The 22,110-nt window shown below is 70.7% G+C and carries 23 protein-coding genes, 3 tRNA genes and 1 pseudogene; 3 read left to right on the top strand and 24 right to left on the bottom strand.

Annotation, left to right across the window (positions count from 1 at the left end):
* The 13 genes and pseudogenes from ACFQ3T_RS13490 to rplJ all read right to left on the bottom strand — a co-directional run.
* Positions 1 to 486, bottom strand: a pseudogene (locus ACFQ3T_RS13490) (hypothetical protein); the annotation flags it as partial.
* 9 nt (positions 487 to 495) lie between these two features.
* The gene (locus ACFQ3T_RS13485; RefSeq protein ID WP_380723574.1) at positions 496 to 1,008 is read right to left on the bottom strand and encodes a hypothetical protein; all 513 of its coding nucleotides are present in this window, start codon (positions 1,006 to 1,008) and stop codon (positions 496 to 498) included.
* A 10-nt stretch (positions 1,009 to 1,018) separates the two neighbouring features.
* Positions 1,019 to 2,251, bottom strand: coding sequence for an MCE family protein (locus ACFQ3T_RS13480; RefSeq protein ID WP_380723573.1), 1,233 nt, complete (start codon positions 2,249 to 2,251; stop codon positions 1,019 to 1,021).
* Positions 2,248 to 3,405, bottom strand: a complete 1,158-nt coding sequence (locus ACFQ3T_RS13475; protein ID WP_380723572.1) for an MCE family protein — start codon at positions 3,403 to 3,405, stop codon at positions 2,248 to 2,250. Before ACFQ3T_RS13475 ends, ACFQ3T_RS13480 begins: the two co-directional genes overlap by 4 nt.
* Positions 3,402 to 4,571 (bottom strand): MCE family protein, encoded by a 1,170-nt coding sequence (locus ACFQ3T_RS13470; protein ID WP_380723571.1) that lies wholly within the window; start codon positions 4,569 to 4,571, stop codon positions 3,402 to 3,404. Before ACFQ3T_RS13470 ends, ACFQ3T_RS13475 begins: the two co-directional genes overlap by 4 nt.
* 1 nt (position 4,572) lies before the next feature.
* Positions 4,573 to 5,631: an MCE family protein gene (locus ACFQ3T_RS13465; protein ID WP_380723570.1), complete on the bottom strand. Its 1,059-nt coding sequence runs from the start codon at positions 5,629 to 5,631 to the stop codon at positions 4,573 to 4,575.
* On the bottom strand, positions 5,628 to 6,656 hold the full coding sequence (locus ACFQ3T_RS13460; RefSeq protein ID WP_380723569.1) for an MCE family protein: 1,029 nt from the start codon (positions 6,654 to 6,656) through the stop codon (positions 5,628 to 5,630). Before ACFQ3T_RS13460 ends, ACFQ3T_RS13465 begins: the two co-directional genes overlap by 4 nt.
* Entirely contained in the window at positions 6,653 to 7,984 is a 1,332-nt protein-coding gene (locus ACFQ3T_RS13455; RefSeq protein ID WP_380723568.1) for an MCE family protein, read from the bottom strand. Before ACFQ3T_RS13455 ends, ACFQ3T_RS13460 begins: the two co-directional genes overlap by 4 nt.
* A 31-nt stretch (positions 7,985 to 8,015) precedes the next feature.
* Positions 8,016 to 8,855, bottom strand: a complete 840-nt coding sequence (locus ACFQ3T_RS13450) for an MlaE family ABC transporter permease (RefSeq protein WP_380723567.1) — start codon at positions 8,853 to 8,855, stop codon at positions 8,016 to 8,018.
* A 1-nt stretch (position 8,856) separates the two neighbouring features.
* Positions 8,857 to 9,588 carry an MlaE family ABC transporter permease gene (locus ACFQ3T_RS13445; protein ID WP_380723577.1) on the bottom strand — a complete coding sequence of 244 codons (732 nt, stop codon included), beginning with the start codon at positions 9,586 to 9,588 and terminating at the stop codon, positions 8,857 to 8,859.
* Between the two features lie 50 nt (positions 9,589 to 9,638).
* The gene (locus tag ACFQ3T_RS13440; protein WP_380723566.1) at positions 9,639 to 10,700 is read right to left on the bottom strand and encodes an ABC transporter ATP-binding protein; all 1,062 of its coding nucleotides are present in this window, start codon (positions 10,698 to 10,700) and stop codon (positions 9,639 to 9,641) included.
* Between the two features lie 233 nt (positions 10,701 to 10,933).
* On the bottom strand, positions 10,934 to 11,320 hold the full coding sequence (gene rplL / locus ACFQ3T_RS13435) for a 50S ribosomal protein L7/L12 (protein ID WP_380723565.1): 387 nt from the start codon (positions 11,318 to 11,320) through the stop codon (positions 10,934 to 10,936).
* A gap of 63 nt (positions 11,321 to 11,383) precedes the next feature.
* Entirely contained in the window at positions 11,384 to 11,941 is a 558-nt protein-coding gene (gene rplJ, locus ACFQ3T_RS13430; RefSeq protein ID WP_380723576.1) for a 50S ribosomal protein L10, read from the bottom strand.
* 258 nt (positions 11,942 to 12,199) lie between these two features.
* On the opposite strand from rplJ, the gene ACFQ3T_RS13425 reads away from it, so the two are divergent.
* Positions 12,200 to 13,042: a hypothetical protein gene (locus ACFQ3T_RS13425; RefSeq protein WP_380723564.1), complete on the top strand. Its 843-nt coding sequence runs from the start codon at positions 12,200 to 12,202 to the stop codon at positions 13,040 to 13,042.
* Between the two features lie 64 nt (positions 13,043 to 13,106).
* Here the strand turns inward: ACFQ3T_RS13425 and rplA are convergent, their stop codons facing one another.
* The 5 genes from rplA to ACFQ3T_RS13400 all read right to left on the bottom strand — a co-directional run bounded on the left by rplA (position 13,107) and on the right by ACFQ3T_RS13400 (position 15,867).
* Positions 13,107 to 13,823, bottom strand: coding sequence for a 50S ribosomal protein L1 (gene rplA, locus ACFQ3T_RS13420; RefSeq protein ID WP_380723563.1), 717 nt, complete (start codon positions 13,821 to 13,823; stop codon positions 13,107 to 13,109).
* A 76-nt stretch (positions 13,824 to 13,899) separates the two neighbouring features.
* Positions 13,900 to 14,334 (bottom strand): 50S ribosomal protein L11, encoded by a 435-nt coding sequence (gene rplK, locus ACFQ3T_RS13415; protein ID WP_033436683.1) that lies wholly within the window; start codon positions 14,332 to 14,334, stop codon positions 13,900 to 13,902.
* A gap of 102 nt (positions 14,335 to 14,436) precedes the next feature.
* Complete coding sequence (gene nusG / locus ACFQ3T_RS13410) at positions 14,437 to 15,294, bottom strand: transcription termination/antitermination protein NusG (RefSeq protein ID WP_380723562.1); 858 nt, start codon at positions 15,292 to 15,294, stop codon at positions 14,437 to 14,439.
* Positions 15,295 to 15,358: 64 nt separating this feature from the next.
* Positions 15,359 to 15,763, bottom strand: a complete 405-nt coding sequence (gene secE, locus ACFQ3T_RS13405) for a preprotein translocase subunit SecE (protein WP_380723561.1) — start codon at positions 15,761 to 15,763, stop codon at positions 15,359 to 15,361.
* A 31-nt stretch (positions 15,764 to 15,794) separates the two neighbouring features.
* Positions 15,795 to 15,867: transfer RNA gene (locus tag ACFQ3T_RS13400), tRNA-Trp, on the bottom strand.
* Positions 15,868 to 16,054: 187 nt separating this feature from the next.
* Between ACFQ3T_RS13400 and ACFQ3T_RS13395 the strand changes: the two genes are divergently transcribed.
* Positions 16,055 to 17,296: a pyridoxal phosphate-dependent aminotransferase gene (locus ACFQ3T_RS13395; RefSeq protein WP_380723560.1), complete on the top strand. Its 1,242-nt coding sequence runs from the start codon at positions 16,055 to 16,057 to the stop codon at positions 17,294 to 17,296.
* 208 nt (positions 17,297 to 17,504) lie between these two features.
* Positions 17,505 to 17,894 carry an MmpS family transport accessory protein gene (locus ACFQ3T_RS13390; RefSeq protein WP_380723559.1) on the top strand — a complete coding sequence of 130 codons (390 nt, stop codon included), beginning with the start codon at positions 17,505 to 17,507 and terminating at the stop codon, positions 17,892 to 17,894.
* A gap of 63 nt (positions 17,895 to 17,957) precedes the next feature.
* On the opposite strand, the gene ACFQ3T_RS13385 is transcribed toward ACFQ3T_RS13390, so the two are convergent.
* The 6 genes from ACFQ3T_RS13385 to ACFQ3T_RS13360 form a co-directional block, all read right to left on the bottom strand.
* Positions 17,958 to 18,377 (bottom strand): MaoC family dehydratase, encoded by a 420-nt coding sequence (locus tag ACFQ3T_RS13385; RefSeq protein ID WP_380723575.1) that lies wholly within the window; start codon positions 18,375 to 18,377, stop codon positions 17,958 to 17,960.
* Positions 18,377 to 18,826 (bottom strand): FAS1-like dehydratase domain-containing protein, encoded by a 450-nt coding sequence (locus tag ACFQ3T_RS13380; protein WP_380723558.1) that lies wholly within the window; start codon positions 18,824 to 18,826, stop codon positions 18,377 to 18,379. The genes ACFQ3T_RS13385 and ACFQ3T_RS13380 overlap by 1 nt, the downstream gene beginning before the upstream one ends.
* Positions 18,827 to 18,928: 102 nt before the next feature.
* Positions 18,929 to 19,093, bottom strand: coding sequence for a 50S ribosomal protein L33 (rpmG, locus tag ACFQ3T_RS13375; protein WP_015105301.1), 165 nt, complete (start codon positions 19,091 to 19,093; stop codon positions 18,929 to 18,931).
* 75 nt (positions 19,094 to 19,168) lie between these two features.
* Positions 19,169 to 19,241, bottom strand: a tRNA-Met gene (locus ACFQ3T_RS13370).
* 44 nt (positions 19,242 to 19,285) lie between these two features.
* Positions 19,286 to 19,358 (bottom strand) — tRNA-Thr (locus tag ACFQ3T_RS13365).
* 70 nt (positions 19,359 to 19,428) lie between these two features.
* Positions 19,429 to 22,029 carry a putative bifunctional diguanylate cyclase/phosphodiesterase gene (locus ACFQ3T_RS13360; protein ID WP_380723557.1) on the bottom strand — a complete coding sequence of 867 codons (2,601 nt, stop codon included), beginning with the start codon at positions 22,027 to 22,029 and terminating at the stop codon, positions 19,429 to 19,431.
* Positions 22,030 to 22,110: the final 81 nt, after the last annotated feature.

The raw sequence follows: 22,110 nt of genomic DNA, 5'->3' as shown, positions 1-22,110 counted from the left end.
CGGGGCGGGGGCGGGCTCGTCTTCGGCCACGCCCTCGCCCGGCTCGATCAGGCCGGGAACCCGGTCGGACGCGGCCGGCCGGTCGTCGGAGCCCAGGTCGGCTTCGCGCAGGTCGTCGGTGTGGTCGGTGCCACGCAGGTCGGTGGCGCGGTCGGTGGCGTCGGTCCCGCGCAGGTCGGCGGCGGCTTCGGCGTCGCGCAGGTCGGCGGCCCGCGATTCGGCGTCGGCGCGCTCGTCCTCGTCTTCGGCGCGCGTGGTGCCGCGTGGGGCGGGTTGGTCGCGTTCGGCGGTCTCGCGTTCCGGGCGGACGTCCTGCGCCTCGGTGTCCTGCACCTCGGCGTCCGCGACCGGCGTGCCCTCGACGTCACCCTCCGGCTTGGCGGGCACCGCGCCGTGCTCGGGGCGTTTGCGCAGGCCGGCGACGCGCGGCCGGGTGGTCGGCGTGGTCGGGACGGGGCGGCGGCGGGACGGTGGCACTGACGTCATCTCCTCGGGTCACGCGCCGCCGGCCGCGACCGGCCCCAGCGCGCTGAGCTTCCAACCGGCATCGGTGCGGGTCAGGTCCGTCTGGTACCGGTTGACCTTCTTCACCGCCTGCCCACCCTCCGGCGTCACCGTGGTCTCCACGACGGCGATCAGGTGGGCCTTGCCGGCCCGCGAGTCCAGCTCGGTGACGGCCGCGTCGAGCACCCGGCTCACGGTCACCGTCCGGGCGTCCTCGATCTGCTTCTTCCGGGTGGCGCGGCCGGTCTCGATCTCCGAGCGCAGCTCGCCGGTGGACGTGTCCAGCCACCGGTCCAGGTCCTCGTCGACCTTCTTGTAGTCGAGCGTGGTGAAGTTCGCGATCCCGACCTGCCCGACCCGCAGCACCTCTTCCCGCTCCCGCGAGAACGCCACCGAGTCGTTGGACGACGCGCTCCACCACGACACACCGGCCCACACCGCGTACCCCGCGGCCAGCACCGCCAGCAGCGCGGCGACCGGCAGGGCCCACCGTCGAACGTCCATCCGTCCCTCCTCAGCCCGGCAGACCGAGCAGCTGCCCCAGGCTGGTCAACACCGGCGGCTCCGCGGCGGCGTCACCGGACGCGGGCTCCCGACCGGGCTGCGACGTCTCGTTGCCCGCCGGCGTGGTCGGGCTGCCACCGTAAGGCGCGTTCTGGGCGCCCCGCACGCTGGTGGCGCTGCCGCGGGCCAACGCGCAGTAGGCCTGGGTGTTGAACTCGACCGGGGCGGTGTCGGTGCCCTGCCGGATGGTCGTGCCCTCGTAGCCGACGGTGCACGGCGGCGGGTCGAACACGTTCAGGGCCAGCCCGAAGTGCGCGCCCGTCCCGTCGCCCTTGGCCACCGAGAACCCGCCGCCCACCACGATCGGGTAGGTGACGGCGATCTGCTCCAGCCCGTCCAGCCGCGTGACCAGGATGTTCCCGGTGGTGAGCAGGTTGGCGAACACCACGCCCAGGTTGGGGCCGGACTCGCGCAGCAGCGCCGACACCTGCTCGGCGGCCTGCGGCGACACCCCGATCAGGCGCCGGATGTCGGCGTCGGAGTTCTTCAGCTGCTCGGCCAGCGCGCGCAGGTCGGTGGAGAACGACTTGATCGCGCTCCCCTGCTCGGCCTGCGTGTTCAGCACGACCAGGCCGTCGTTGATCAGCGCCTTGGTCTGCGGCAGGTGGTCGGTCGCCGCCTGCGTGAACAACCTGGTGTTGTCCAGCAGCACCTGCAGGTCGGGCCCGGTGCCGTTGAACGCCAGGTCCAGCTCGTCCACGACGGTCCGCAGCGACTCCGTCGGCACGGACTTGGCGAACGAGTCGAGGTTCGTCAGCAGCGTGTCGACGGGCGGCGGGGTCTTCGTCGACGACTCGGGGATGACCGAACCCGCCTCCAGGTACGGGCCGTCCTCCACCCGCGGCCGCAGGTCCACGAACTGCTCGCCCACCGCGGACCGGTTCGCGACCACGGCCTCCAGGTCGGCGGGGATCGGGGGCGCGCTCGGGTCGATGTCGAGGTCGACCTCCAGCCCGTCGGCGGTCAGCCGCATCTGCCCGACCCGGCCGACGGCGACGCCCCGGTACGTCACCTCGGCGTTGGTGAACACGCCGCCGGAGTCGGCGAGCTGCATCGTCACCACGTACCCGGTCGCGCCGAACAACCGGCCGAGGCCGACGTACCGTGCGCCGACGTAGCTCACGCCGAGCAGCGCGATCAGCACGAACGCGCCGATCTGGACCTTGACCTTGCCGGGGATCACCGCCCACCTCCGAGCAGTCCGCCGAGCACGTCGCCGAGCCCGGACGTGCCGGACACGCCCGGCAGGGGCAGGTGGGGCAGGGGCAGCGGCAGGGACGGCGCGTGGCCGTCGATGCCGGGCAGCGCGGGCGGGTGGGGCAGCGGCGACTGCCGCGACCGGCCCAGGTTGTCCACGATCGTGCCCAGGTTGAGGTCGATGTCCGCGTACAGGTTCGTGTAGTCGCCCTTGATGCCGTCCACCGCCGCGTCCGGGAACGGGTAGGTGAGCAGCAGCTCGAACCCGTTGGGCAGGTTCGTGCCCGCCTCGGCGAGCTTCTGCAACGTGGGCGTCAGCGCCTTGAGGTCGGCCACGATGTCGTCCTTGGACTTGTTCACCGTGTCCACCGCGACGTCGGACAGCGTGTCCAGCGACTGCAGGAGCGTGACCAGCTGGGTCCGCTGCTCGCTGAGCACCTTCAGCCCGGGCTCCAGCCCGTCGAGGACGCCGGTGATCTGGTCGCGCTGGGCGTTCAGGGTGCCTCCGAGGCGGTTGAGGCCGTCCAGCGCGCGGGTGATCTCGCCCTTGTGCGCGTCGAGGTCGGCGACCAGCGTGTTCAGGTTGTGCAGCAGCGACCGGATCTCCGGCTCGTTGCCCTCCATGGCCGCGTTCAGCTCGCGGCTGATGTCCTGGAGCTGGGCGATGCCACCGCCGTTGAGCAGCATGGACAAGGCGCCGAAGACCTCTTCGACCTCGGGGTTGCGGTTGGTCCGCTCGACCGGGATGACCGACCCCGCGCCCAGGGTGCCCTCTTCACGCCCCTCGGCGGGCCCGGCCAGCTCCACGTACTTCTCGCCGAGCAGCGCCGACTGCCGCAGCCGCGCCACCGCGTTGCCGGGCAGCCGCACGTCGCCGTTGACGAGCACGGTCACCTCGGCCGTCCAGCCGTCGTCGGCCAGGTCGACCCGGTCCACCCGGCCGACCGGCACGTCGTTGACCTTCACGCCCGCCTGCGGCACGAGGTCCAGCACGTCCTTGAACCGCACCTTCACCTCGTACGGGCGGTCGCCGACGTCGGCGCCGCCGGGCAGCGGCATGTTGTAGACGCCGTCGAAGCCGCCCGAGCCGCAGCCGGTCAGCACCAGCGCGCTCGCCACGAGCACCGCGATTCGCCTCACTGGGGCACCCCCGCGAGCGGCAGGGGCAGCGGAACCCTGCCCTGGGACATGTCGGTCAGCACCTCGGCGGGCGTCTTCAGCGGCACCGCGCCGCTCAGGACGGGTTCCAGCTGCCGGCACGCGTCGGCGAGCGGACCGGGCACGCGCCCCGGCTCGACGCCCTGGACCAGCTTGCAGATCAGCACGATCGGCGGCTGGTTCAGCTCGTTGAGGTCGGCCCGCGTGTCGAGCGTGCCGGACGCCGCGTTGTAGGCGTTCTGGAGGTTGCCCAGGGCCAGCGGCGCGACGTCGAGCGTCTCGGCCAGCGCGGCCCGCTGGTCCACGAGGATCTGGGTGATGCCGGCGAGCTTGTCGACGTTCGACTTGAGCACGGCCCGGTTGTCCTGGATGAAGCCCTGCACGTGGCCGAGCGCCGTGGCCAGCTCGTTCAGCGCGCCGCCCAGGTTCTCCCGCTCGTCGGCGAGGAACCCGGCGACCTCGGCCAGCTGCCGGTTGAAGTCGCGCACCTGGCTGTCGTTCGCGGCCAGCATGCCGGTGAACTTCTGGAGGTTGTCCACGGTGCCGAACAGGTCGTCCTTCGAGCCGGACAACGTGCGGGTGGCGTCACCGAGCTGCTTGACGGTGTCGCCGAGCGCCTGGCCGTTGCCCTGGAGGTTGTTCGCCGCCGCGTCGAGCAGGTCCGAGAGCGCGCCGTCCTTGTTCGCGCCGTTCGGGCCGAGCGCGGAGGTGAGCTTGTCGAGGCTCGCGTACAGCTCGTCCAGCTCGACCGGGGTGGCGGTGCGCTCGCGCGGGATGGTCGCGTTGTCGCCCATCACCTCGCCGCCCGTGTAGACGGGCGCGAGCTGCACGTACCGGTCGCTGACGACGCTCGGCGCGACCACGACGGCCTGCGCGTCCGCGGGCACCTTCACCGCGCGGTCGAGCGACATCACCACCTTCACCAGGCGGCCCTGCGGTTCGACCTCCTCGATGGTGCCGACCCGCACGCCGAGCACCCGGACGTCCGATCCTGGGTACACGCCGACCGCGGCGCCGAACACCGCGGTCACCTTGCGGCGGTCGGCGTCGGTGAACAGCCACCACATCGCCGCCGCGGCCACGATCGCGAGCACGCACGCCATCGCCACGGCCCTGGCCAGGTCACGGCCGGCCTTCGTCGTCGCCACGTCAGTTACCTCCCCCGGCAGGAGCGGGCACGGCCGGAGCCTGGCCGTTGGCGGGCTGCCGCTGCACGCCCGGCGGGAGGCAGCCCTCTTCGTTGAAGCCGACCACGCCGAGGTTCACCGACGGCGGCAGCAGGCCGCAGATGTACGTGTCGAACCAGCGGCCGTTGCCGAGGGTGTTCGCGAACACCCGGTAGAACGGCCCCATCAGCGCCAGGCTCCGGTTCAGGGTGTCCTGGTTGCGCTGCAGCATCGTGGCCACCCGGTCCAGCTGCTCCAGCGCGGGCCGCAGCTGCGCGGAGTTGTCGGCGACCAGGCCGGACAGCTCCCGGGACAGCTCACGGGTGCCGGTGAGCAGCGCCCCGATCGCGTCCCGCCGCTTGCGCAGCTCCTCCAGCAGCAGGTTGCCGTCCGCGAGCAGCTTCTCGAACTGCTCGTTGCGGTCGGCGAGGGTCTTGGTGACCTGGCTCGTGTTGGCCAGCAGGCGGGCCAGCTGCTCGTCCCGCGACGAAATCGTCTTCGACAGGGCGGACAGGCCGTCCAGCGCGCCGCGGACGCTCTCCGCCGAGCCCTGGAACGTCTCCGACAGCACCTGGAAGCTCTCCGCGAGCTGCGCGGTGTCGATCTGGCCGACCGTGGTCGCCAGCCCGTTGAACGCCTCCTGCACGTCGTACGGCGACAGCGTGCGCTCGCGCGGGATGGGGTCGCCGGGGTCGAGCGGCTGCGAGCCCTGCGGGTCCAGCGCCAGGAACTTCTGCCCCAGCAGCGTCTTGATCCGGATCGTCGCGGTCGTGCGGTCGCCCACCCAGGCGTCCTTGACCTTGAACGACACCTTCACCTTGTCGCCGTCCAGCTCGACCTTGGTGACCTTGCCGACCTTCACGCCCGCGACGCGCACCTCGTTCGCCGGCACCAGGCCCGCGGCCTCGGTGAACTCCGCCGAGTACGTGGTGCCGCCGCCGATGATCGGCAGGTCGTCCGAGTAGAAGGCGGACAGCAGCAGCAACGCGATCACGGTGAGGCTCACCGCGCCGACCGTCACCGGGTTCCGTTCGGTCTTCACGGGCGACACCTCGGCTGCGTGACCGGCAAGGGCGTGATCGTGATCGGGTCGTTGAGGATCGGCGGCACGGACACCGTCCCGGAGCCCTCGCACAGGAAGAAGTTGAACCACGAGCCGTAGGACGCGGTCCGCGACATCGACTCCAGCTTGTTCGGCAGGCGTTGGATGACGCCCTCGACGACGGCCTCGTTGTCCGCCAACGTCTGCGACACCAGGCCGAGGTTCGCGATGTCGTCCTTCAACGGCTGCCGCGACTGGTTGAGCAGGTCCGCCGTGGTGGTGGTCAGGTCGCCGAGCGCGGTGATCGCCTCACCGATCGGCTGCCGGTCGCCCGCCAGGCCCGTCGTCAGCTCTTGCAACGTCGTGACCAGCGTGGACACCTGCTCGGTGCGCGAGTTGACGGTGTCGAGCACGGCGTTCAGGTTGTCGACCACCTCGCCGATGACCTGGTCGCGGCTCGCCAGCGTGGACGTCAGCGACGCCGTGTGCCGCAGCAGGCTGTCGATCGTGCCGCCCTCGCCCTGCAGGACCTTGATGATCTCACCGGACAGCTGGTTCACGTCGTCCGGGTTCAACGCCTGGAACAACGGCTTGAACCCGTTGAACAGCACGGTCAGGTCGAGCGCGGGCTTGGTGCGCTCGACCGGGATCACGTCGCCGGGCTTCAGCGCGGACGCGTCGCCCACGCCGTGCTCCAGCGCGATGTACCGCTGCCCCACCAGATTGCGGTACTTGATCGTCGCGGTGACCGACGCGGGCAGCGTGCGCTCGCCTTCCAGCGAGAACTCCACCTCCGCCAGCCGCCGGTCCACCACCCGGATCTCGTCCACCTGGCCGACCCGGACGCCCGCGATGCGCACGTCGTCGCCCTCGTTGAGCGCCGTCACGTCGGTGAACCGGGCCGTGTACCCGGTGGCGCCGTTGAAGTTCACGTTCGAGATCGTCACCGCGAGCAGCGTGGTGGCCACGATCGTGATCGCGGCGAACACGCCGAGCTTGATCAGCGGCGCGGCCAGGGACCTCATGCCGTCACCTCCGCACCCCGGTACAGCGGGCCGAGCAGCAACGCCGTGAAGCTCGGCATCTCGTGCCTGGTCATCCCGAACTCCGGCGCGAGCAGCGCGGCCAGGAACTCCTGCTCCTCGGGCGAGTTCGCCAGCGACGGCACGCCGCCGAACGACGACGGCGACGTCGTGCCGCCCATGCCGTTCACGCCCGTCGCGGGCGGCAGCACGCCGTCGTTCGCGACCCGCGCGGGCGGCGGTGCCGTCGAACCGTCCTTCACCGGGCCCTCCGGCGGGTACTGCGGGAACGGGTTCGGCCGCGGCACGATGTCGTAGCAGCGCGGTCCCCGCTTGTCGGCGTACTCCGGCTCGTCCTTGCCCGGCTCGTACTTGCCGCGGTCGGCGGTGACCTCCAGCGTGATGTGCAGGCCCGGCTCGTTCGTGCCCTTGCCGAACACCTGGTCCATGATCGGCTTGAACTCGGCCAGGCCCCTCAGCAGGCACGGGTACTGCGGCGCGTACTTCGCCAGCAGCTCCAGCGTCGGCCGGCTCACGTCGGCGAGCTGGATCAGGTTGTTCCGGTTCACCGCGAGGAAGTTGTTCAGGTCGAGCGACGTGGTGGTCAGCGTGCCGTACATGGCCAGCAGGTTCTCGCGCTGCTCGACCATCGTGCGGCTGGTGACGGTGGCGTCGCTGAGCGCCTGCACCAGGTCGGGCGCGGCGTCCGCGTAGACGTTCGACACGTCCGCGAGCCGGCTGATGCCGTCCTTCAGCGCGGGCAGCTGCGGGTTGAACTCGCCCAGGTAGGCGTCCAGCTGGACCAGCGTCTCGCCCAGCGGCTCGCCCCGGTTCTCCAACGCCTGCGACATCGCGGTCAACGTCGTCGCGAGCTTCTCCGGCTGCACCGCCTGCAACACCGGCATCAGGTCGTCGAGGACCCGTTCCAGCTCGATGGCGCTGCTGGAGCGGTCCTGCGCGATCACGTCGCCGTCGGCCAGCGGCTCGTCGGCGTCGTCCGGGAGCACCAGGTTCACGTACCGCTCGCCGAACAACGTCTTCGGCAGCAGCCGCGCGGACACGTTGGCGGGGATGTGCCGGACCTGCTCCGGGTCGAGCGCCAGCTCCAGCTCGGCGCCGTCACCCGAGGTCCGGATGCCCCTGACCTCGCCGACGATCATGCCGCGGACCTTCACGTCCGACGCGAGCTGCAGCTGGTTGCCGACCCGGTCCGTCTGCAGCGTCACCTTCACGACCTGGGTGAAGGCGTCGTTGTAGAGCGCCACCGTGAGCGTGAGGAAGAGGGCGATGACCGCGAGGAACGCGACGCCCAGGAGCCTGCGCCTGATCATGTCGCCGCCTCCGCGGCGAAGGGCTCGGGGGTCATCCCGCGATCCTCACCGTCGTCGTAGTGCCCCAGATCGCCATGCTGAGGAAGAAGTCCAGCAGGGCCGTCGTGACGATCGCCGTGCGCACCGCGCGCCCGACCGCGACGCCCACGCCCGCCGGGCCGCCGCTGGCGCGGTAGCCGTAGTAGCAGTGCGTCAGGATGATCACGACCGCGAAGACGAGCACCTTGCCGAACGACCAGAGCACGTCCACCGGGGGCAGGAACAGGTTGAAGTAGTGGTCGTAGGTGCCCGCCGACTGCCCGTAGAACTCGACGGTGATGAACCTCGCCGCCAGGTACGACGTGAGCAGCCCGATCACGTACAGCGGGATGATCGCGACGAACCCGGCGATGATCCGCGTGGTGACCAGGAACGGCAGGCTGGGGATGCCCATGACCTCCAGCGCGTCGATCTCCTCGGAGATCCGCATCGCGCCCAGCTGCGCGGTGAACCCGGAGCCGACCGTGGCGCTCAGCGCGAGGCCCGCCACGAGCGGCGCGATCTCGCGGGTGTTGAAGTACGCGGACACGAACCCCGCGAACGCCGACGTGCCGATCTGGTTCAACGCGGTGAAGCCCTGCAGGCCCACGACCGTGCCGGTGAACACCGACAGGCCCACCATGACGCCGATCGTGCCGCCGATGACCGCCAGCGCGCCCGAGCCGAAGCTCACCTCCGCCAGCAGCCGCAGCGTCTCCCGCAGGTAGCGGGTCAGCGTGCGCGGCGTCCACGCCAGCGCCCGCAGGTAGAACCACAGCTGGTCGCCGAACGTGTCCAGCACCGCCAGCGGCGCGTTGGCGGCCTTGCGGAACCGGTCGTTCATCGTGGCCATCTCAGCTCCCCTTCGCCGGGACGACCTGGAGGTAGATCGTGGTGAGCACGAAGTTCACGAAGAACAGCAGCAGGAACGTGATGACCACGGCCTGGTTGACGGCGTCGCCCACGCCCTTCGGGCCGCCCGCCGGGTTCAGGCCGCGGTAGGCCGCCACGATGCCCGCCAGGAACCCGAAGATCAACGCCTTGATCTCGGAGATCCACAGGTCCGGCAGCTGCGCGAGCGCGCTGAAGCTCGCCAGGTACGCGCCCGGCGTGCCGTCCTGCAGGATCACGTTGAAGAAGTAGCCGCCCATCACGCCGACGACGCTCACCATGCCGTTCAGCAGCACGCTGACCACCATCGCGGCCAGCACGCGCGGCACGACAAGGCGCTGGATCGGCGAGACGCCCAGCACCTCCATGGCGTCGATCTCCTCGCGGATCTTGCGCGAGCCCAGGTCCGCGCAGATGGCGGACCCGCCCGCGCCCGCGATGAGCAGCGCCGTCACGATCGGGCTCGCCTGCTGGATGATCGCCAGCACGCTCGCCGCGCCGGTGAACGACTGCGCGCCGATCTGCCGGGTCAGCGAGCCGATCTGCAACGCGATGACCGCGCCGAACGGGATCGAGACCAGCGCCGTCGGCAGCACGGTCACGCTCACCACGAACCAGCACTGCTGGATGAACTCCCGCAGCTGGAACGGGCGGCGGAACGTGCTGCGGACGACGTCGATGCCGAGCGCGAACATCTGTCCCGTCTCGCGCAGCGCGCCGGCGCCGGGGAACGTCGCGGGCGCCGTCACAGGACGCCCCCGTGCCGCGGCCACGGGCTGGGCGTCACCGGCTGGGCGCCCGCCAGGACGCGGTAGTGCCGCTGCTCCTCGGGCGTGAGGCTCGCGATGATGCCCTGCTGTGCCTCGCGCGGCAGCGTGTGCAGGATGCTCATCACGCGGTCCTTGCGCCGCCGCACCGCGCCGCGCGGCGGCAGGCCGGGCGTCGGCTCCAGCTGCGGCACCACGCCGCGCACGTCCTCGTCCGGCGAGCCGTCCGAGTGGCCCGCGTCGCGCTGCGCGAGCTCGGCGGCCATCGTCGCCTGGTCCTTCTCCTCCGACATGCCGATCGGGCCGATGCGGCGGCCGTTGAGGAACTGCTCGACGACCGGCTCGTCGCTGGTCAGCAGCACCTCGCGCGGGCCGAACATGATCAGTTCGCGGCGGAAGAGCATGCCGAGGTTGTCGGGGACCGTGCGGGCCACGGTGATGTTGTGCGTGACGATCAGGATCGTGGCGTCGATCTGGGCGTTCAGGTCGATCAGCAGTTGGCTCAGGTAGGCGGTGCGGACCGGGTCGAGGCCGGAGTCCGGCTCGTCGCAGAGGATGATCTCGGGGTCCAGCACCAGCGCCCGCGCCAGGCCAGCGCGCTTGCGCATGCCGCCGGAGATCTCGCCGGGGAGCTTCTTCTCCGCGCCGACGAGGCCGACCATCTCCATCTTCTCCAGGACGATCCGCCGGACCTCGGCCTCCGTCTTGCGGGTGTGCTCGCGGAGCGGGAAGGCGACGTTGTCGAAGAGGTTCATCGAGCCGAACAGCGCGCCGTCCTGGAAGAGGACGCCGAAGAGCTTCCGGATCTCGTAGAGCTTGTGCTCCGAGCAGCGGACCAGGTCCGTGCCGTTGATGATGATCTTGCCCTGCTCCGGCTTCAGGAGGCCGACCAGGGACTTCAGGAAGACGGACTTGCCCGTGCCCGACGGTCCGAGCATCACGCTGACCTCACCCGGCGGGAGGGTGAGCGTGACGTCCCGCCAGATGGTCTGCTTGCCGAAGGACTTGGTCAAACCCTCGACGACCACCTCGACGCCCATCGCACCTCCTGGTCACCGGCATCAACGCCAGACGCCGGACAGGCCGGCGTCATACCGGTGCAACGAGACGGCCCCGTCGCGGTTACTCACCAGTTGGGCTAACGGGGTCTCAGATGAGTAAAGGTGTGGGACGGCCCCTGCTCCGCGGACGGCGGCTCGGCCTGGTGCCGAAACGCGACGAGGGCGGGCACCCGGTGTGGGTGCCCGCCCTCGTCGCGGCTGGTGGTGCTAGATCACTTGAGCGAGATCTTGGCGCCGGCGGCCTCGAGCTTCTCCTTGGCGGCGTCGGCGACGTCCTTCGCCACGTTCTCCAGGAGCGGCTTCGGAGCGGACTCGACGAGCTCCTTCGCCTCCTTCAGGCCCAGGCCCGAGACGACCTCGCGGACGACCTTGATGACCTGGATCTTCTTGTCGCCGGCGCCCTCGAGGACGACGGTGAACTCGTCCTTCTCCTCGACCTCGGCGGCGGCCGGGCCGGCGGGGCCGGCGGCGGCAACGGCGACCGGAGCGGCCGCGGTGACCTCGAAGGTCTCCTCGAACTGCTTCACGAAGGACGACAGCTCCAGGAGCGTCATCTCCTTGAACGCGTCGAGCAGCTCGTCGGTGCTGAGCTTCGCCATGATGGCGGTCCTTTCTCTATCAACGCCCGAACTGCGGCCGGGACGCGGAGTGTCTGGGTGTGATCAGCTTTCGGCCGGAGCGTCGGCAGCGTCGGCGGCGGGCGCCTCGGCGGCCTTCTTCTCCTGGAGGGCAGCAGCCAGGCGAGCGACCTGGGAAGCGGGGGCCTGGAACAGACCCGCAGCCTTGGCCAGGTTGCCCTTCATCGCGCCCGCCAGCTTGGCGAGCAGCACCTCACGGGTCTCGAGGTCCGCGATCGCGGTGACCTCGTCGACCGAGAGGGGGCGGCCGTCCATGTAGCCGCCCTTGATGACCAGGGCCTTGTTGTCCTTCGCGAAGTCACGCAGGGCCTTCGCCGCGTCGACCGGCTCGCCTTCGACGAAGGCGATGGCCGTCGGACCGACGAGGAGGGCCTCGAGGCCCTCGATGCCCGCGTCCTCAGCGGCACGCTTGACCAGCGTGTTCTTCGCAACGGTGTACGTGGTGCCCGCGCCGAGAGCGCGACGCAGCGTGGTGAGCTGCGCCATGGAGAGGCCGCGGTACTCGGTCACGACAGCGGCCGAGCTTCCACGGAACTTGTCCGTGAGCTCGGCGACGGCCGAAACCTTGCTGGGCTTCGCCATGATCGCCTCCTCTCTGGGCTTGGTGACGCCGATCGAGCCGAGAGGACCGCGCAAAGCAAAAACGCCCCTGCGCAGCAGCACGGGGCGTGACGAGCGCGTGAGCGCTTCGGTCTTCCTCGTTCTCCTGCGCGGGCCGCCCGCTTCGCGGGACCTTCGTTCCCAGCCGACGAGCGACCAGGATGACCAGCGGTCTTTGGTGAACCGTCGTCGAGAGTACGGGATGTGTCGCGGCCGCTCCAAATCGGCATGATGTGACCCGTGACCGAAGAGCCGCGAGAGCGCCGTGAGGCCCCAGAGCCCGGTGAGGTCCAGCGGAACCCGCAGGCGCCACCGGACCTGGACCCCGAACAGCTCCGGCAGTACCAGGAGTTCCAGGAATTCCAGCGGTTCCAGGAGTTCCAGCGCTTCCAGCAGAGTCAGCAGAACCAGCAGGGCCAGGGATGGGGGCCGGGCGCCGCGTTGCCGCCGGGACCACCGCCGGGTGGGACGCCCGCCCTGCCTCCGGGGTACGCGCCGGGGCCGGCGGCGCCGCCACCGCAGGCCGGGCCGCCGCGCACGCCCCTCTGGAAGGTGCTGCTGGGCAGCAAGCTCGTCCGCCGCCTCGTCTACCTGGTGATCGTGCTGCTGGTCGCGTCCTACTTCTACAACCAGTACTTCGGCGGCGACGACCCCGGCAGCGTCGCGGTCGACAGCGGCGGCGACAAGGGCAACGTCATCGCGCCCCAGACGCCGTACGGGCTCCAGGGCACGGTGGCCCTGTTCTACAAGCACGTCGGCACCGGCGACGCCGGCCGCGCGTGCCTGCTGTTCAGCGAGGACGAGGCGGAGAAGGCGTTCGCCGACGCGTTCGGCACCCCGGACTGCCAGGCCGCGGTCCGCGGGCTGCACGACCAGGTCGGCAACGTCAGCAACTACCGGCAGGTGGGCTTCCCGTCGACGATGCGCGGCACGCCCGCGGGCGGTTCGGTGGAGGTCAGCTCGTGCGCGCTGGAGGTGCGGGACGGTCCGCGCCTCGGCCGGTTCGTGCTGACCGCGCAGGCCAACAAGACGTGGGTGATCACGGGTTACGAGGCCGAGCCCGCGGACTGCGTCACCCCGTGAAACGCCGAAGCGCCCCTCGGCGGGAGGCCGAGGGGCGCTTCGGGAGTGCCGTGACGTGCCGAGGTCAGACGGTGGCCTCGTCGGTCAGCAGGTTCCGGGTCCGGTTCGGGTCGACCGGGATGCCGGGGCCCATCGTGGTGGAGACGGTGACCTTCTTCAGGTACCGGCCCTTCGCGGCGGACGGCTTCGCGCGCAGGATCTCGTCCAGCGCGGCGGCGTAGTTCTCGACCAGCTTCTCGGGCTCGAACGACACCTTGCCGATGACGAGGTGCAGGTTGGCCTGCTTGTCGACGCGGAAGTTGATCTTACCGCCCTTGATGTCCGAGACGGCCTTGGTGACGTCGGGCGTCACGGTGCCGGTCTTCGGGTTCGGCATCAGGCCGCGCGGGCCGAGGATGCGGGCGATGCGACCGACCTTCGCCATCTGGTCGGGCGTGGCGATCGCGGCGTCGAAGTCGAGCCAACCGCCCTGGATGCGCTCGATCAGGTCCTCGGAGCCGACCGCGTCGGCACCGGCGGCCTCGGCCTCGGCGGCCTTGTCACCGGTGGCGAAGACGATCACGCGGGCGGTCTTGCCCGTACCGTGCGGCAGGTTCACGGTGCCGCGGACCATCTGGTCGGCCTTGCGCGGGTCGACGCCGAGCCGGATCGCGACCTCGACGGTCGCGTCCAGCTTCACCTTGGAAGTCTCCTTGGCGAGCTTGGCTGCCTCCAGCGGCGAGTAGAGCCGCTCCCGGTCAACCAGCTCAGCAGCGTTCTTGTACGCCTTGCTGCGCTTCATGCTTCTGTCCTTAAAGTGGATCAGTTGTGGTGCGAGCCAGCGCGTGGCTCTCCCACGACTTGCGAAAAGTGGAGGGTCAGCCTTCGACCGTGATGCCCATGGAGCGGGCGGTGCCGGCGATGATCTTCGCCGCCTGGTCCACGTCGTTGGCGTTCAGGTCGACCATCTTGTTCTGCGCGATCTCGCGCACCTGGTCCATGGTCACCTTGGCGACCTTCAGGCGGTGCGGCTCGCCCGAGCCCTTCTCCACACCGGCGGCCTTGAGCAGCAGCTTCGCGGCTGGCGGGGTCTTGAGCTTGAAGTCGAACGAGCGGTCTTCGTACACGGAGATCTCGACCGGCACGACGGTGCCGCGCTGCGACTCGGTCGCGGCGTTGTACTGCTTGCAGAACTCCATGATGTTGACGCCGTGCTGACCCAGCGCGGGGCCGACGGGCGGCGCGGGGTTCGCGGCCCCGGCCTTGATCTGCAGCTTGATGACAGCTGCGAGCTTCTTCTTCTTGGGAGGCATCTCAGTTCCTTTATTGCGGTGTCCGCGCGCGGCCCTGCCAGCCGCAGCGTGGCTGCCGGCGCCCGTCCTTCCGGACGGGAACCGGAGTCTGTGTTGTCCTGGCTAGATCTTGGAGACCTGGCTGAACGACAGCTCGACCGGAGTCTCGCGGCCGAAGATGGACACCAGGACCTTCAGCTTCTGCCCGTCGGCGTTGACCTCGCTGATCGTCGCGGGCAGCGTGGCGAACGGACCGTCCATGACGGTGACGGACTCGCCGACCTCGAAGTCCACCTCGACGGTCGACTTCGCCGGGGTCGCGGCGGTCTTCTTGCCGGCGGCGGGCTTCTGCTCGACCTGGGGCAGCAGGAACTTCAGCACCTCGTCGATGGTCAGCGGCGACGGCTTGGACGTCGCGCCGACGAAACCCGTCACGCCCGGCGTGTTGCGCACCGCGCTCCACGACGCGTCGTTGAGCTCCATGCGGACCAGGATGTAGCCGGGCAGCACCTTGCGCTGCACCTGCTTGCGCTGGCCGTTCTTGATCTCGGTGACTTCCTCGGTCGGCACCTCGACCTGGAAGATGTAGTCCTCCATGTCGAGGGTCTGGATGCGCGTCTCGAGGTTGGTCTTGACCTTGTTCTCGTAGCCCGCGTACGAGTGCACGACGTACCAGTCGCCGGGCGCGCGCCGCAGTGCTTCGCGCATCTCCTCGGCGGGGTCGACGGGCTCGGCGTCGATGTCGACAACCTCGGCGGCGTCGCCCTCGGCAGTCGCGGCCACGTCGTCGGACTCGCCGGCGGTCTCGTCGTCGGAGTCAGCGGACTCGTCGGCGGACGAGACGCCCTCGGCGGGCGCGGACTCCTCGGTGTCCTCCGTCGCCTCCGCCTGCTCGACGTCCTCGACGCCACCGTCGAAGTCCTGCTCGTCGGTCAGGTCGTTCAGCTCCCGGGCGTCAACGCCGCCGTTTTCGGAGGTCACTGTGGGTCTCGCTTCCTTTCATGCATCACATGTCCGCCGCCACCGGGGGCGGCAGGTGATCGGCTCAGCCGAACACCCTGAACATGCCCCAGGCGAAGGCCGAATCCAGGCCGAACACCAACGCCACCATGAAGGCCACGAAGACCAACACGACTCCGGTGTAGGTGACCATCTGCTTGCGGGTCGGCCAGATGACCTTCCGCAGCTCGCTGACCACCTCACGGACGTACCGGATGATCCGGGCGAAGAAACCCGGTCGCTTCTCCGAATCCGTCCGCGAGCGCGTGGGACGACCCTTCTTGGCCTCCTCGGCGTCGGAGTCGGCCTCGGCCGACTTCTTCGCCTCCGCGGAGTCCTTGCGGCCCGCCGGGCGCGCGGAGCCACGACGCTCGCGCCGCGCTGCGGCGGTAACCGGCCGGGACGCGCTCTCGCGCTCGTCCGGCTGGTCCTGCTCGCGGCCCTCGCTCATGCCGTCCTCCGCTCACCATCGCGCTTCGACGCAGGGGCGACAGGACTTGAACCTGCAACCTGCGGTTTTGGAGACCGCTGCTCTGCCAGTTGAGCTACACCCCTTTGGGGTTCTGGGACCAGAACCCCCTGGCTGGAGACGTCCCGCACCCTCCTCACGTGGCCCGTGAGGCAGCGACTGGACGTTCCAAGTCCGGAAGCATACGGCACCAGGTGCCACTCCTTCCAACTGGCCCGGTCAGAGGGGGTGCCGAGCGCCAACTCGTTGGTGCGATCTGCCACGATTGGCGGCATGGGCACGCCTGAGACGACCACCGGGACCAGTACCTCCGAACACCCGCGGATCTCCCAGCGGATCGGCGGCATCGCCGAGTCCGCCACCCTCGCCGTGGACGCGAAGGCGAAGGCACTCAAGGCCGCGGGACGACCGGTGATCGGCTTCGGGGCCGGCGAGCCCGACTTCCCGACCCCTGAGGCCATCGTAGCCGCAGCTCAGGCGGCGTGCTCGGACCCGCGCAACCACCGCTACACGCCCGCCGCCGGCCTGCCCGAGCTGCGGGAGGCCGTAGCCGCGAAGACGAAGCGCGACTCGGGCTACGAGGTCACCGCCGCGCAGGTGCTGGTCACCAACGGCGGCAAGCAGGCCGTCTACCAGGCGTTCGCGACGGTCGTGGACCCGGGCGACGAGGTCCTGCTGCCCGCGCCGTACTGGACCACCTACCCCGAGGCGATCACGCTCGCCGGCGGCGTCCCGGTGCAGGTCACGGCCGACGAGTCGACCGACTACCTGGTCACGGTGGAGCAGCTGGAGGCGGCGCGGACGCCGAAGACGAAGGTGCTCCTGCTGTGCTCGCCGTCGAACCCGACCGGCTCGGTGTACAGCCGCGAGCAGATCACCGCGATCGGCGAGTGGGCGCTGGAGCACGGCCTGTGGGTCATCACGGACGAGATCTACGAGCACCTGGTGTACGACGGCGCCGAGTCGGTGTCGCTGCCGGTGGCCGTGCCCGCGATGGCGGACCGCACGATCGTGCTGAACGGCGTGGCGAAGACGTACGCGATGACGGGCTGGCGGGTCGGCTGGCTGATCGGCCCGACGGACGTGGTGAAGGCCGCCGCGAACCTCCAGTCCCACCTGACGTCGAACGTGGCCAACGTGTCGCAGCGGGCCGCGCTGGAGGCCGTGTCCGGGCCGCTGGACGCGGCGCACGAGATGCGCGAGGCGTTCGACCGGCGTCGGCGCACGATCGTCGACCTGCTGTCCGCGATCCCCGGCGTGGAGTGCCCGACCCCGAAGGGCGCGTTCTACGTGTACCCGTCGGTGAAGGCGTTGATCGGCAAGGAGCTGCGCGGCGCCACGATCACCGACACGGTGCACCTGGCGGCGCTGGTCCTGGAGCACGCCGAGGTGGCCGTGGTGCCCGGTGAGGCGTTCGGCACCCCCGGCTACCTGCGGCTGTCGTACGCCCTGGGCGACGACGACCTGAAGACCGGCGTGACCCGGATGGCGGAGCTGCTGGCCGAGGTGAAGTAGTCCCCACCGCATCTCGTTCGAGGGGCGTCCCACGATCGTGGGGCGCCCTTCGGCGTTCCGGGGCCGCCCACCTGGGGCGAACGTCCCGCCGGCACTGACTGTGGGTATTCACGCTGCGTAGCTCGTTTGGGTGAGCCGGGTAACCATCGGTAGAAGTACTCCGATGGTCCGTTCAGTCCCACCGATCTTCACCCGAGGAGCGCAGCCCATGACGGAGTCCGAGCTGTCCGAGCGCCCCGGCCGCAGGTGGCCGGTCATCACGGCCTCGGCGGTGCTCGTGTTGGGCGCGCTCGCCCTCGCCCTGTGGATCAGCGCGCCGAGACCGCCGGTCCGGATCGTCTTCCAGGTCAGCGGCACGGCCGCGCAGGCGACCGTCACGTACTCGACGTTCCGGGGCGACGAGACGCGCCGCGAGGAGCTGACGTCGCTGCCGTGGCGCATGGAGCTGGTGACCGGCGACGAGCCCGACCACGGCGTGCTCACGGTCACCATCGGGCCGGACGGCGGCGACGTGGCGTGCGAGGTGACGGTGGCGGACGCGGTGCGCCGCTCGGCCACCGCCACGGGCGCGCGGACGAGCGCCCTGTGCGGCTTCTAGGCGGCCGAGCGGCGCCGGGCCTGGTTCGGACCGGGGCGGCGCGTTCGGGCGGTCCTGGGGCCGCTAGGGCAGCCGCACCCGCGCCGACGCGCCGCCGAGCACGGACTTGCCCTCGAACGAGGCCGTCACGTTGACCTTGAACGTCCCGTCGTCCAGGACCTTGGTCACCTTGCCGGTGACCTCCACGAGCGCGCCCTCGTCGTCGTCGGGCACCGGGACGGGCCGGCCGAAGCGCACGCCGTACTCGACGACGGCGCCGGGGTCGCCCGCCCACTCGGTGACGATGCGGCCGGCCAGGCCCATGGTGAGCATGCCGTGCGCGATGACGCCGGGCAGGCCGACCTCGCGGGCGAACCGCTCGTTCCAGTGGATCGGGTTGAAGTCGCCCGACGCGCCCGCGTAGCGGACGAGGTCGGCGCGGGTGATGCGGAGCGTCAGCGGCGGCAGCTCGTCGCCCACCGACACCCCCGCGGCGGCGCGGATCACGCGTCCTCCCCTCGGACCACGAGCGTGGACTTGGCGGTGGTGACCGGTTCGCCGGCCTCGGTGGCGATCTCGGCGCGCAGGGCCAGCATGTCGTTGCCCATGCGGGACGTGACGCCGTCGACGTGCAGGGCAACCCGGAGCCGGTCGCCCGCGGTGATCGGGCGGTGGTGGACGAACGTCTGGTCGCCGTGCACCACGCGGCCGTAGTCGAGACCCAGCTCGGGGTCGTCGATCAGCACGTCGTTGACCTTGAGCGACAGCACGATGGCGAACGTGGGCGGCGCGATGACGTCGGCGTACCCGGCCGCCCGGGCGGCTTCGGGGTCGCGGTGCACGGGGCTCGACTCGCCGACCGCGTCGGCGAACTCCCGGATCTTCTCGCGGCCGACCTCGTAGGGCGGCGACGGCGGGTAGGAACGTCCGGCGAACGACTGGTCGAGAGGCACCGGAGGAGGTTATACGCGGCGGTCGCGACGCGACGAGGCCCGCCCCGGATTCCGGGACGGGCCTCGTCGGAAGCGCTGGTGCCGCCTGCCGCGACTACCTGCTCAGCGGGTTTCCTTGTGAGCGCGGTGCGTCTTGCAGTTCGGGCAGAACTTCTTGATCTCCAGGCGGTCCGGGTCGTTGCGCCGGTTCTTCCTGGTGATGTAGTTCCGGTGCTTGCACTCCTCGCACGCGAGGGTGATCTTGGGGCGTACGTCGGTTGCAGCCACGGTCCTTGCCTTCCTAGAGCTCGTGTGCCCCGATTCCCCAGTACGGGCTTACCGCCTGGCGGGGATCTAGCTGAGTAGCGGTGGCCGGACTTGAACCGGCGACACAGCGATTATGAGCCGCTTGCTCTACCAACTGAGCTACACCGCTGAGACAACGCAGCCGCGATGCATGAGCACCGCGGCCAGTTGTTGAGCCCCTTTACGGAATCGAACCGTAGACCTTCTCCTTACCATGGAGACGCTCTGCCGACTGAGCTAAAGGGGCTTGCTGTTGCTCTTGCAGCGAGGAGAACTCTACAACAGTGCCGCCTCAGGATGGAAATCGGGGGTGCCCCTCAGTGGACCAAGGTGAGCACCGTCTCATCCCGGGCGCCCCTCACCTGCACGGTCCGCGCCCGCAGCCACGCCTCGAAGCGGTCCTCCGACAGCGGCCGGGAGATCAGGTAGCCCTGGGCGACGTCGCAGCCCATGCCCACCAGCTGGTCGCGCGCGGCGTCGTCCTCGACGCCCTCGGCGACCACGATGAGGCCCAGCGAGTGGCCCAGCTCCACGATCGACCGCACCACCGCCATGTCGCCGAGGTCGGTGCCCATGCCGAGCACGAAGCTCTTGTCGATCTTCACCTCGTCCACGGGCAGCTGGCGCAGGTAGGCGAGCGACGAGTACCCCGTGCCGAAGTCGTCCACGGCCAGCACGACGCCGATGGCGTGCAACCGGCGCAGGACCGGCAGCGCGCGCTCGGGGTCCGCCATCACGCCCGACTCGGTCAGCTCGAACGTGAGCAGCTCCGGCGGCACGTCGTGGCGCGCCAGCGCGGCGGCCACGCGGTCGGGGAACTCCTCGTCCGCCAGCGTCCGCACGGACAGGTTCACCGCGATGGACATCCGCAGGCCGCGGTCGATCCAGCGGCGCACCCGTTCCAGCGCCTTGTCCATGACGAAGTCGGTGAGCACGTCGACCAGGCCCGTGGCCTCGACGGCGGGCACGAACTCGTCCGGGTCGACGCGGCCGAACTCCGGGTGCTTCCAGCGGACCAGCGCCTCGGCGCCGACGACCTGCCGGCTCGGCAGGGCCACCTTCGGCTGGTAGTGCACGGAGATCTGGCCGTTCTCCAGCGCCGACCGGAACTGGGTGACCAGCTGGAAGCGGCGCAGGAAGATCTGGCCCATGCTCGGCGCGTACTGGCGCAGCGGCTCGTTCTCGCTGGTCGCGCGGACCGCGACGTCGGCGCGCTGCAGCAGGGCGTCGGGGTCGGGCTCGTCGACCTCGCAGTCGCCGGTGGTGGCCCAGCCGACGACCGCGCCCGCCTCGACGGTGAGCCGGTCGACGGGGTACGGCACGGACAGCGCGGCCCGCAGCCGTTCCGCGATCTCCTGGATGCGCTCGGCCTGCCGGTCCAGCAGGAGCGCGGCGAACGCGCCGCCTTCCAGCCGGGCCAGCGGCACCTCGGGGCCGAGCTCGTCGCGCAGCCGGCGGCCGGCGGCGACGACCATCCGGTTGCCCCAGGCCTGGCCGAGCGCGTCGGAGACGGTGGACAGCACGTCGAGGTCGATCCGGACCACGACGGCCGCGTCGGCCTGGCGCATCGGCTCGGTGGCGGCCTCGCGGAAGCCGGGCCGGTTCAGCAGGCCGGTCAGCGGGTCGTGGTAGGCGTCGTGGCGCAGCCGGGCGAGGAGCCGCCGGTTGTCGACCGCGGTGGACAGGTGGCTGGCGAGCGTGCGCAGGAGCTGGATGTCGGCCTTGCCGAAGCCGCGCCACCGGCTGAGCCGGTCGTGCACCTCGACCGCGCCGAGCAGCTGGGTGGCGCCGCGCAGCGGCACGACGAGCGCTTCCTGCGCGTCACGGCGGGTCAGGGCCTCGGAGACCTCTTCGCCGGCGTCGACGATGCGGAAGTACCGGACCTGCGCGCCGGGGAGTTGGAGCATGGCGTCCTCGCGCAGCACGCGCGGGTCGTCGCGGCGCAGGCCGGGCGGCAGCGGCTCGCCGGCGACCAGGGTGCGCATCGGCGACTGCGGGTCGGTGCGCAGCCGGAGGACCACGCGGTTGGCGTTGAGCTGCTCGCGGATGCGCTCCGCGATGAGCTGCCACTCGTCGTCCTCGGCCTGGCCGTGGTCGTCGTCCGGGGTCGCGCCGCGGGGGCCGGTGGCGTGCCGGCCGGACCGGGCGACGCGCAGCGAGACCTCGCTGAGCGCCTCCAGGTCGCGCTGCTCGCGCAGCAGTCCCGAGTAGGCGAGGTAGATGGCGGTGATGCCGGCGAAGACGAGGCCGATCAGCAGGCCGCCCCACGGCGCCTTGGTGGCGATCTCGTAGCCGGCGAGGCCCGCGGAGGTGTTCAGCAGGGCCACCACGAGGGTCTGGAGCACCAGGCGCAGGCTCGGCGCGACCCGCATGCCCTTGCCCATGATCCGCAGCGCGGACAGGCCGAGCACGCTGGCCAGCAGCGGCACGGCGATCGTGCCGACGAACGCGCCCGCCCAGAACGGGCCTTCCGTGCCCAGGACCCGCTTGACGCACTCGGCGACCGCGAAGGCGACCGAGATCTCCATGAACATCAGGCCCGCGTTGTAGACGGCCCGGTCGAGGACGCGGCGGCCGAGGAGCGTGCCGACGCCCGCGACGACGTGCGCGGCGAGGACGATCTCGAACGGCGCGACGAGCAGGCCGAGCACGAGCGGGATCTCGGTGAACGAGATCGTCCAGGCCACGCCGCTGCGGACGTCGACGTTGATGGCGAGCTGCTCGGCGAGCAGGAACCCGACCACGAGCAGCGGTCCGGTCCACAGCGGGTCGAGTTCGGCGGAGTCCGGCAGCCACGTGCCGACGGCGAACGCGGACAGCGCGCCCGCGACGAGGAGCAGGACCGCGAACACGCTGAACGCGCGGTTCGTGGACCGGGTCGGCGCGCTCGGCGCCGTGGCCGACGCGTGGTCGGACATCCAGCCTCCTCGTCGGCCGTCGTCGCGGTGGCCGGGTCGCGGCCTACGGGCTCCGGGCGTGACTGAGGGGTCCCGAACACC

Source organism: Saccharothrix hoggarensis (assembly GCF_042678885.1).
GTDB lineage: Bacteria > Actinomycetota > Actinomycetes > Mycobacteriales > Pseudonocardiaceae > Actinosynnema > Actinosynnema hoggarensis.
This window is presented reverse-complemented; position numbering and strand designations above follow the sequence as displayed.

Bases quoted from the DNA above. Each gene is read 5' to 3' on its own strand.
- ACFQ3T_RS13485 (WP_380723574.1), bottom strand. From the start codon at position 1,008: ATGGACGTTCGACGGTGGGCCCTGCCGGTCGCCGCGCTGCTGGCGGTG.
- ACFQ3T_RS13460 (WP_380723569.1), bottom strand. From the start codon at position 6,656: ATGAGGTCCCTGGCCGCGCCGCTGATCAAGCTCGGCGTGTTCGCCGCG.
- ACFQ3T_RS13455 (WP_380723568.1), bottom strand. From the start codon at position 7,984: ATGATCAGGCGCAGGCTCCTGGGCGTCGCGTTCCTCGCGGTCATCGCC.
- ACFQ3T_RS13450 (WP_380723567.1), bottom strand. From the start codon at position 8,855: ATGGCCACGATGAACGACCGGTTCCGCAAGGCCGCCAACGCGCCGCTG.
- ACFQ3T_RS13445 (WP_380723577.1), bottom strand. From the start codon at position 9,588: ATGTTCGCGCTCGGCATCGACGTCGTCCGCAGCACGTTCCGCCGCCCG.
- ACFQ3T_RS13440 (WP_380723566.1), bottom strand. From the start codon at position 10,700: ATGGGCGTCGAGGTGGTCGTCGAGGGTTTGACCAAGTCCTTCGGCAAG.
- rplL (WP_380723565.1), bottom strand. From the start codon at position 11,320: ATGGCGAAGCTCAGCACCGACGAGCTGCTCGACGCGTTCAAGGAGATG.
- rplJ (WP_380723576.1), bottom strand. From the start codon at position 11,941: ATGGCGAAGCCCAGCAAGGTTTCGGCCGTCGCCGAGCTCACGGACAAG.
- rplA (WP_380723563.1), bottom strand. From the start codon at position 13,823: ATGAAGCGCAGCAAGGCGTACAAGAACGCTGCTGAGCTGGTTGACCGG.
- rplK (WP_033436683.1), bottom strand. From the start codon at position 14,334: ATGCCTCCCAAGAAGAAGAAGCTCGCAGCTGTCATCAAGCTGCAGATC.
- secE (WP_380723561.1), bottom strand. From the start codon at position 15,763: ATGAGCGAGGGCCGCGAGCAGGACCAGCCGGACGAGCGCGAGAGCGCG.
- ACFQ3T_RS13395 (WP_380723560.1), top strand. From the start codon at position 16,055: ATGGGCACGCCTGAGACGACCACCGGGACCAGTACCTCCGAACACCCG.
- ACFQ3T_RS13390 (WP_380723559.1), top strand. From the start codon at position 17,505: ATGACGGAGTCCGAGCTGTCCGAGCGCCCCGGCCGCAGGTGGCCGGTC.
- ACFQ3T_RS13360 (WP_380723557.1), bottom strand. From the start codon at position 22,029: ATGTCCGACCACGCGTCGGCCACGGCGCCGAGCGCGCCGACCCGGTCC.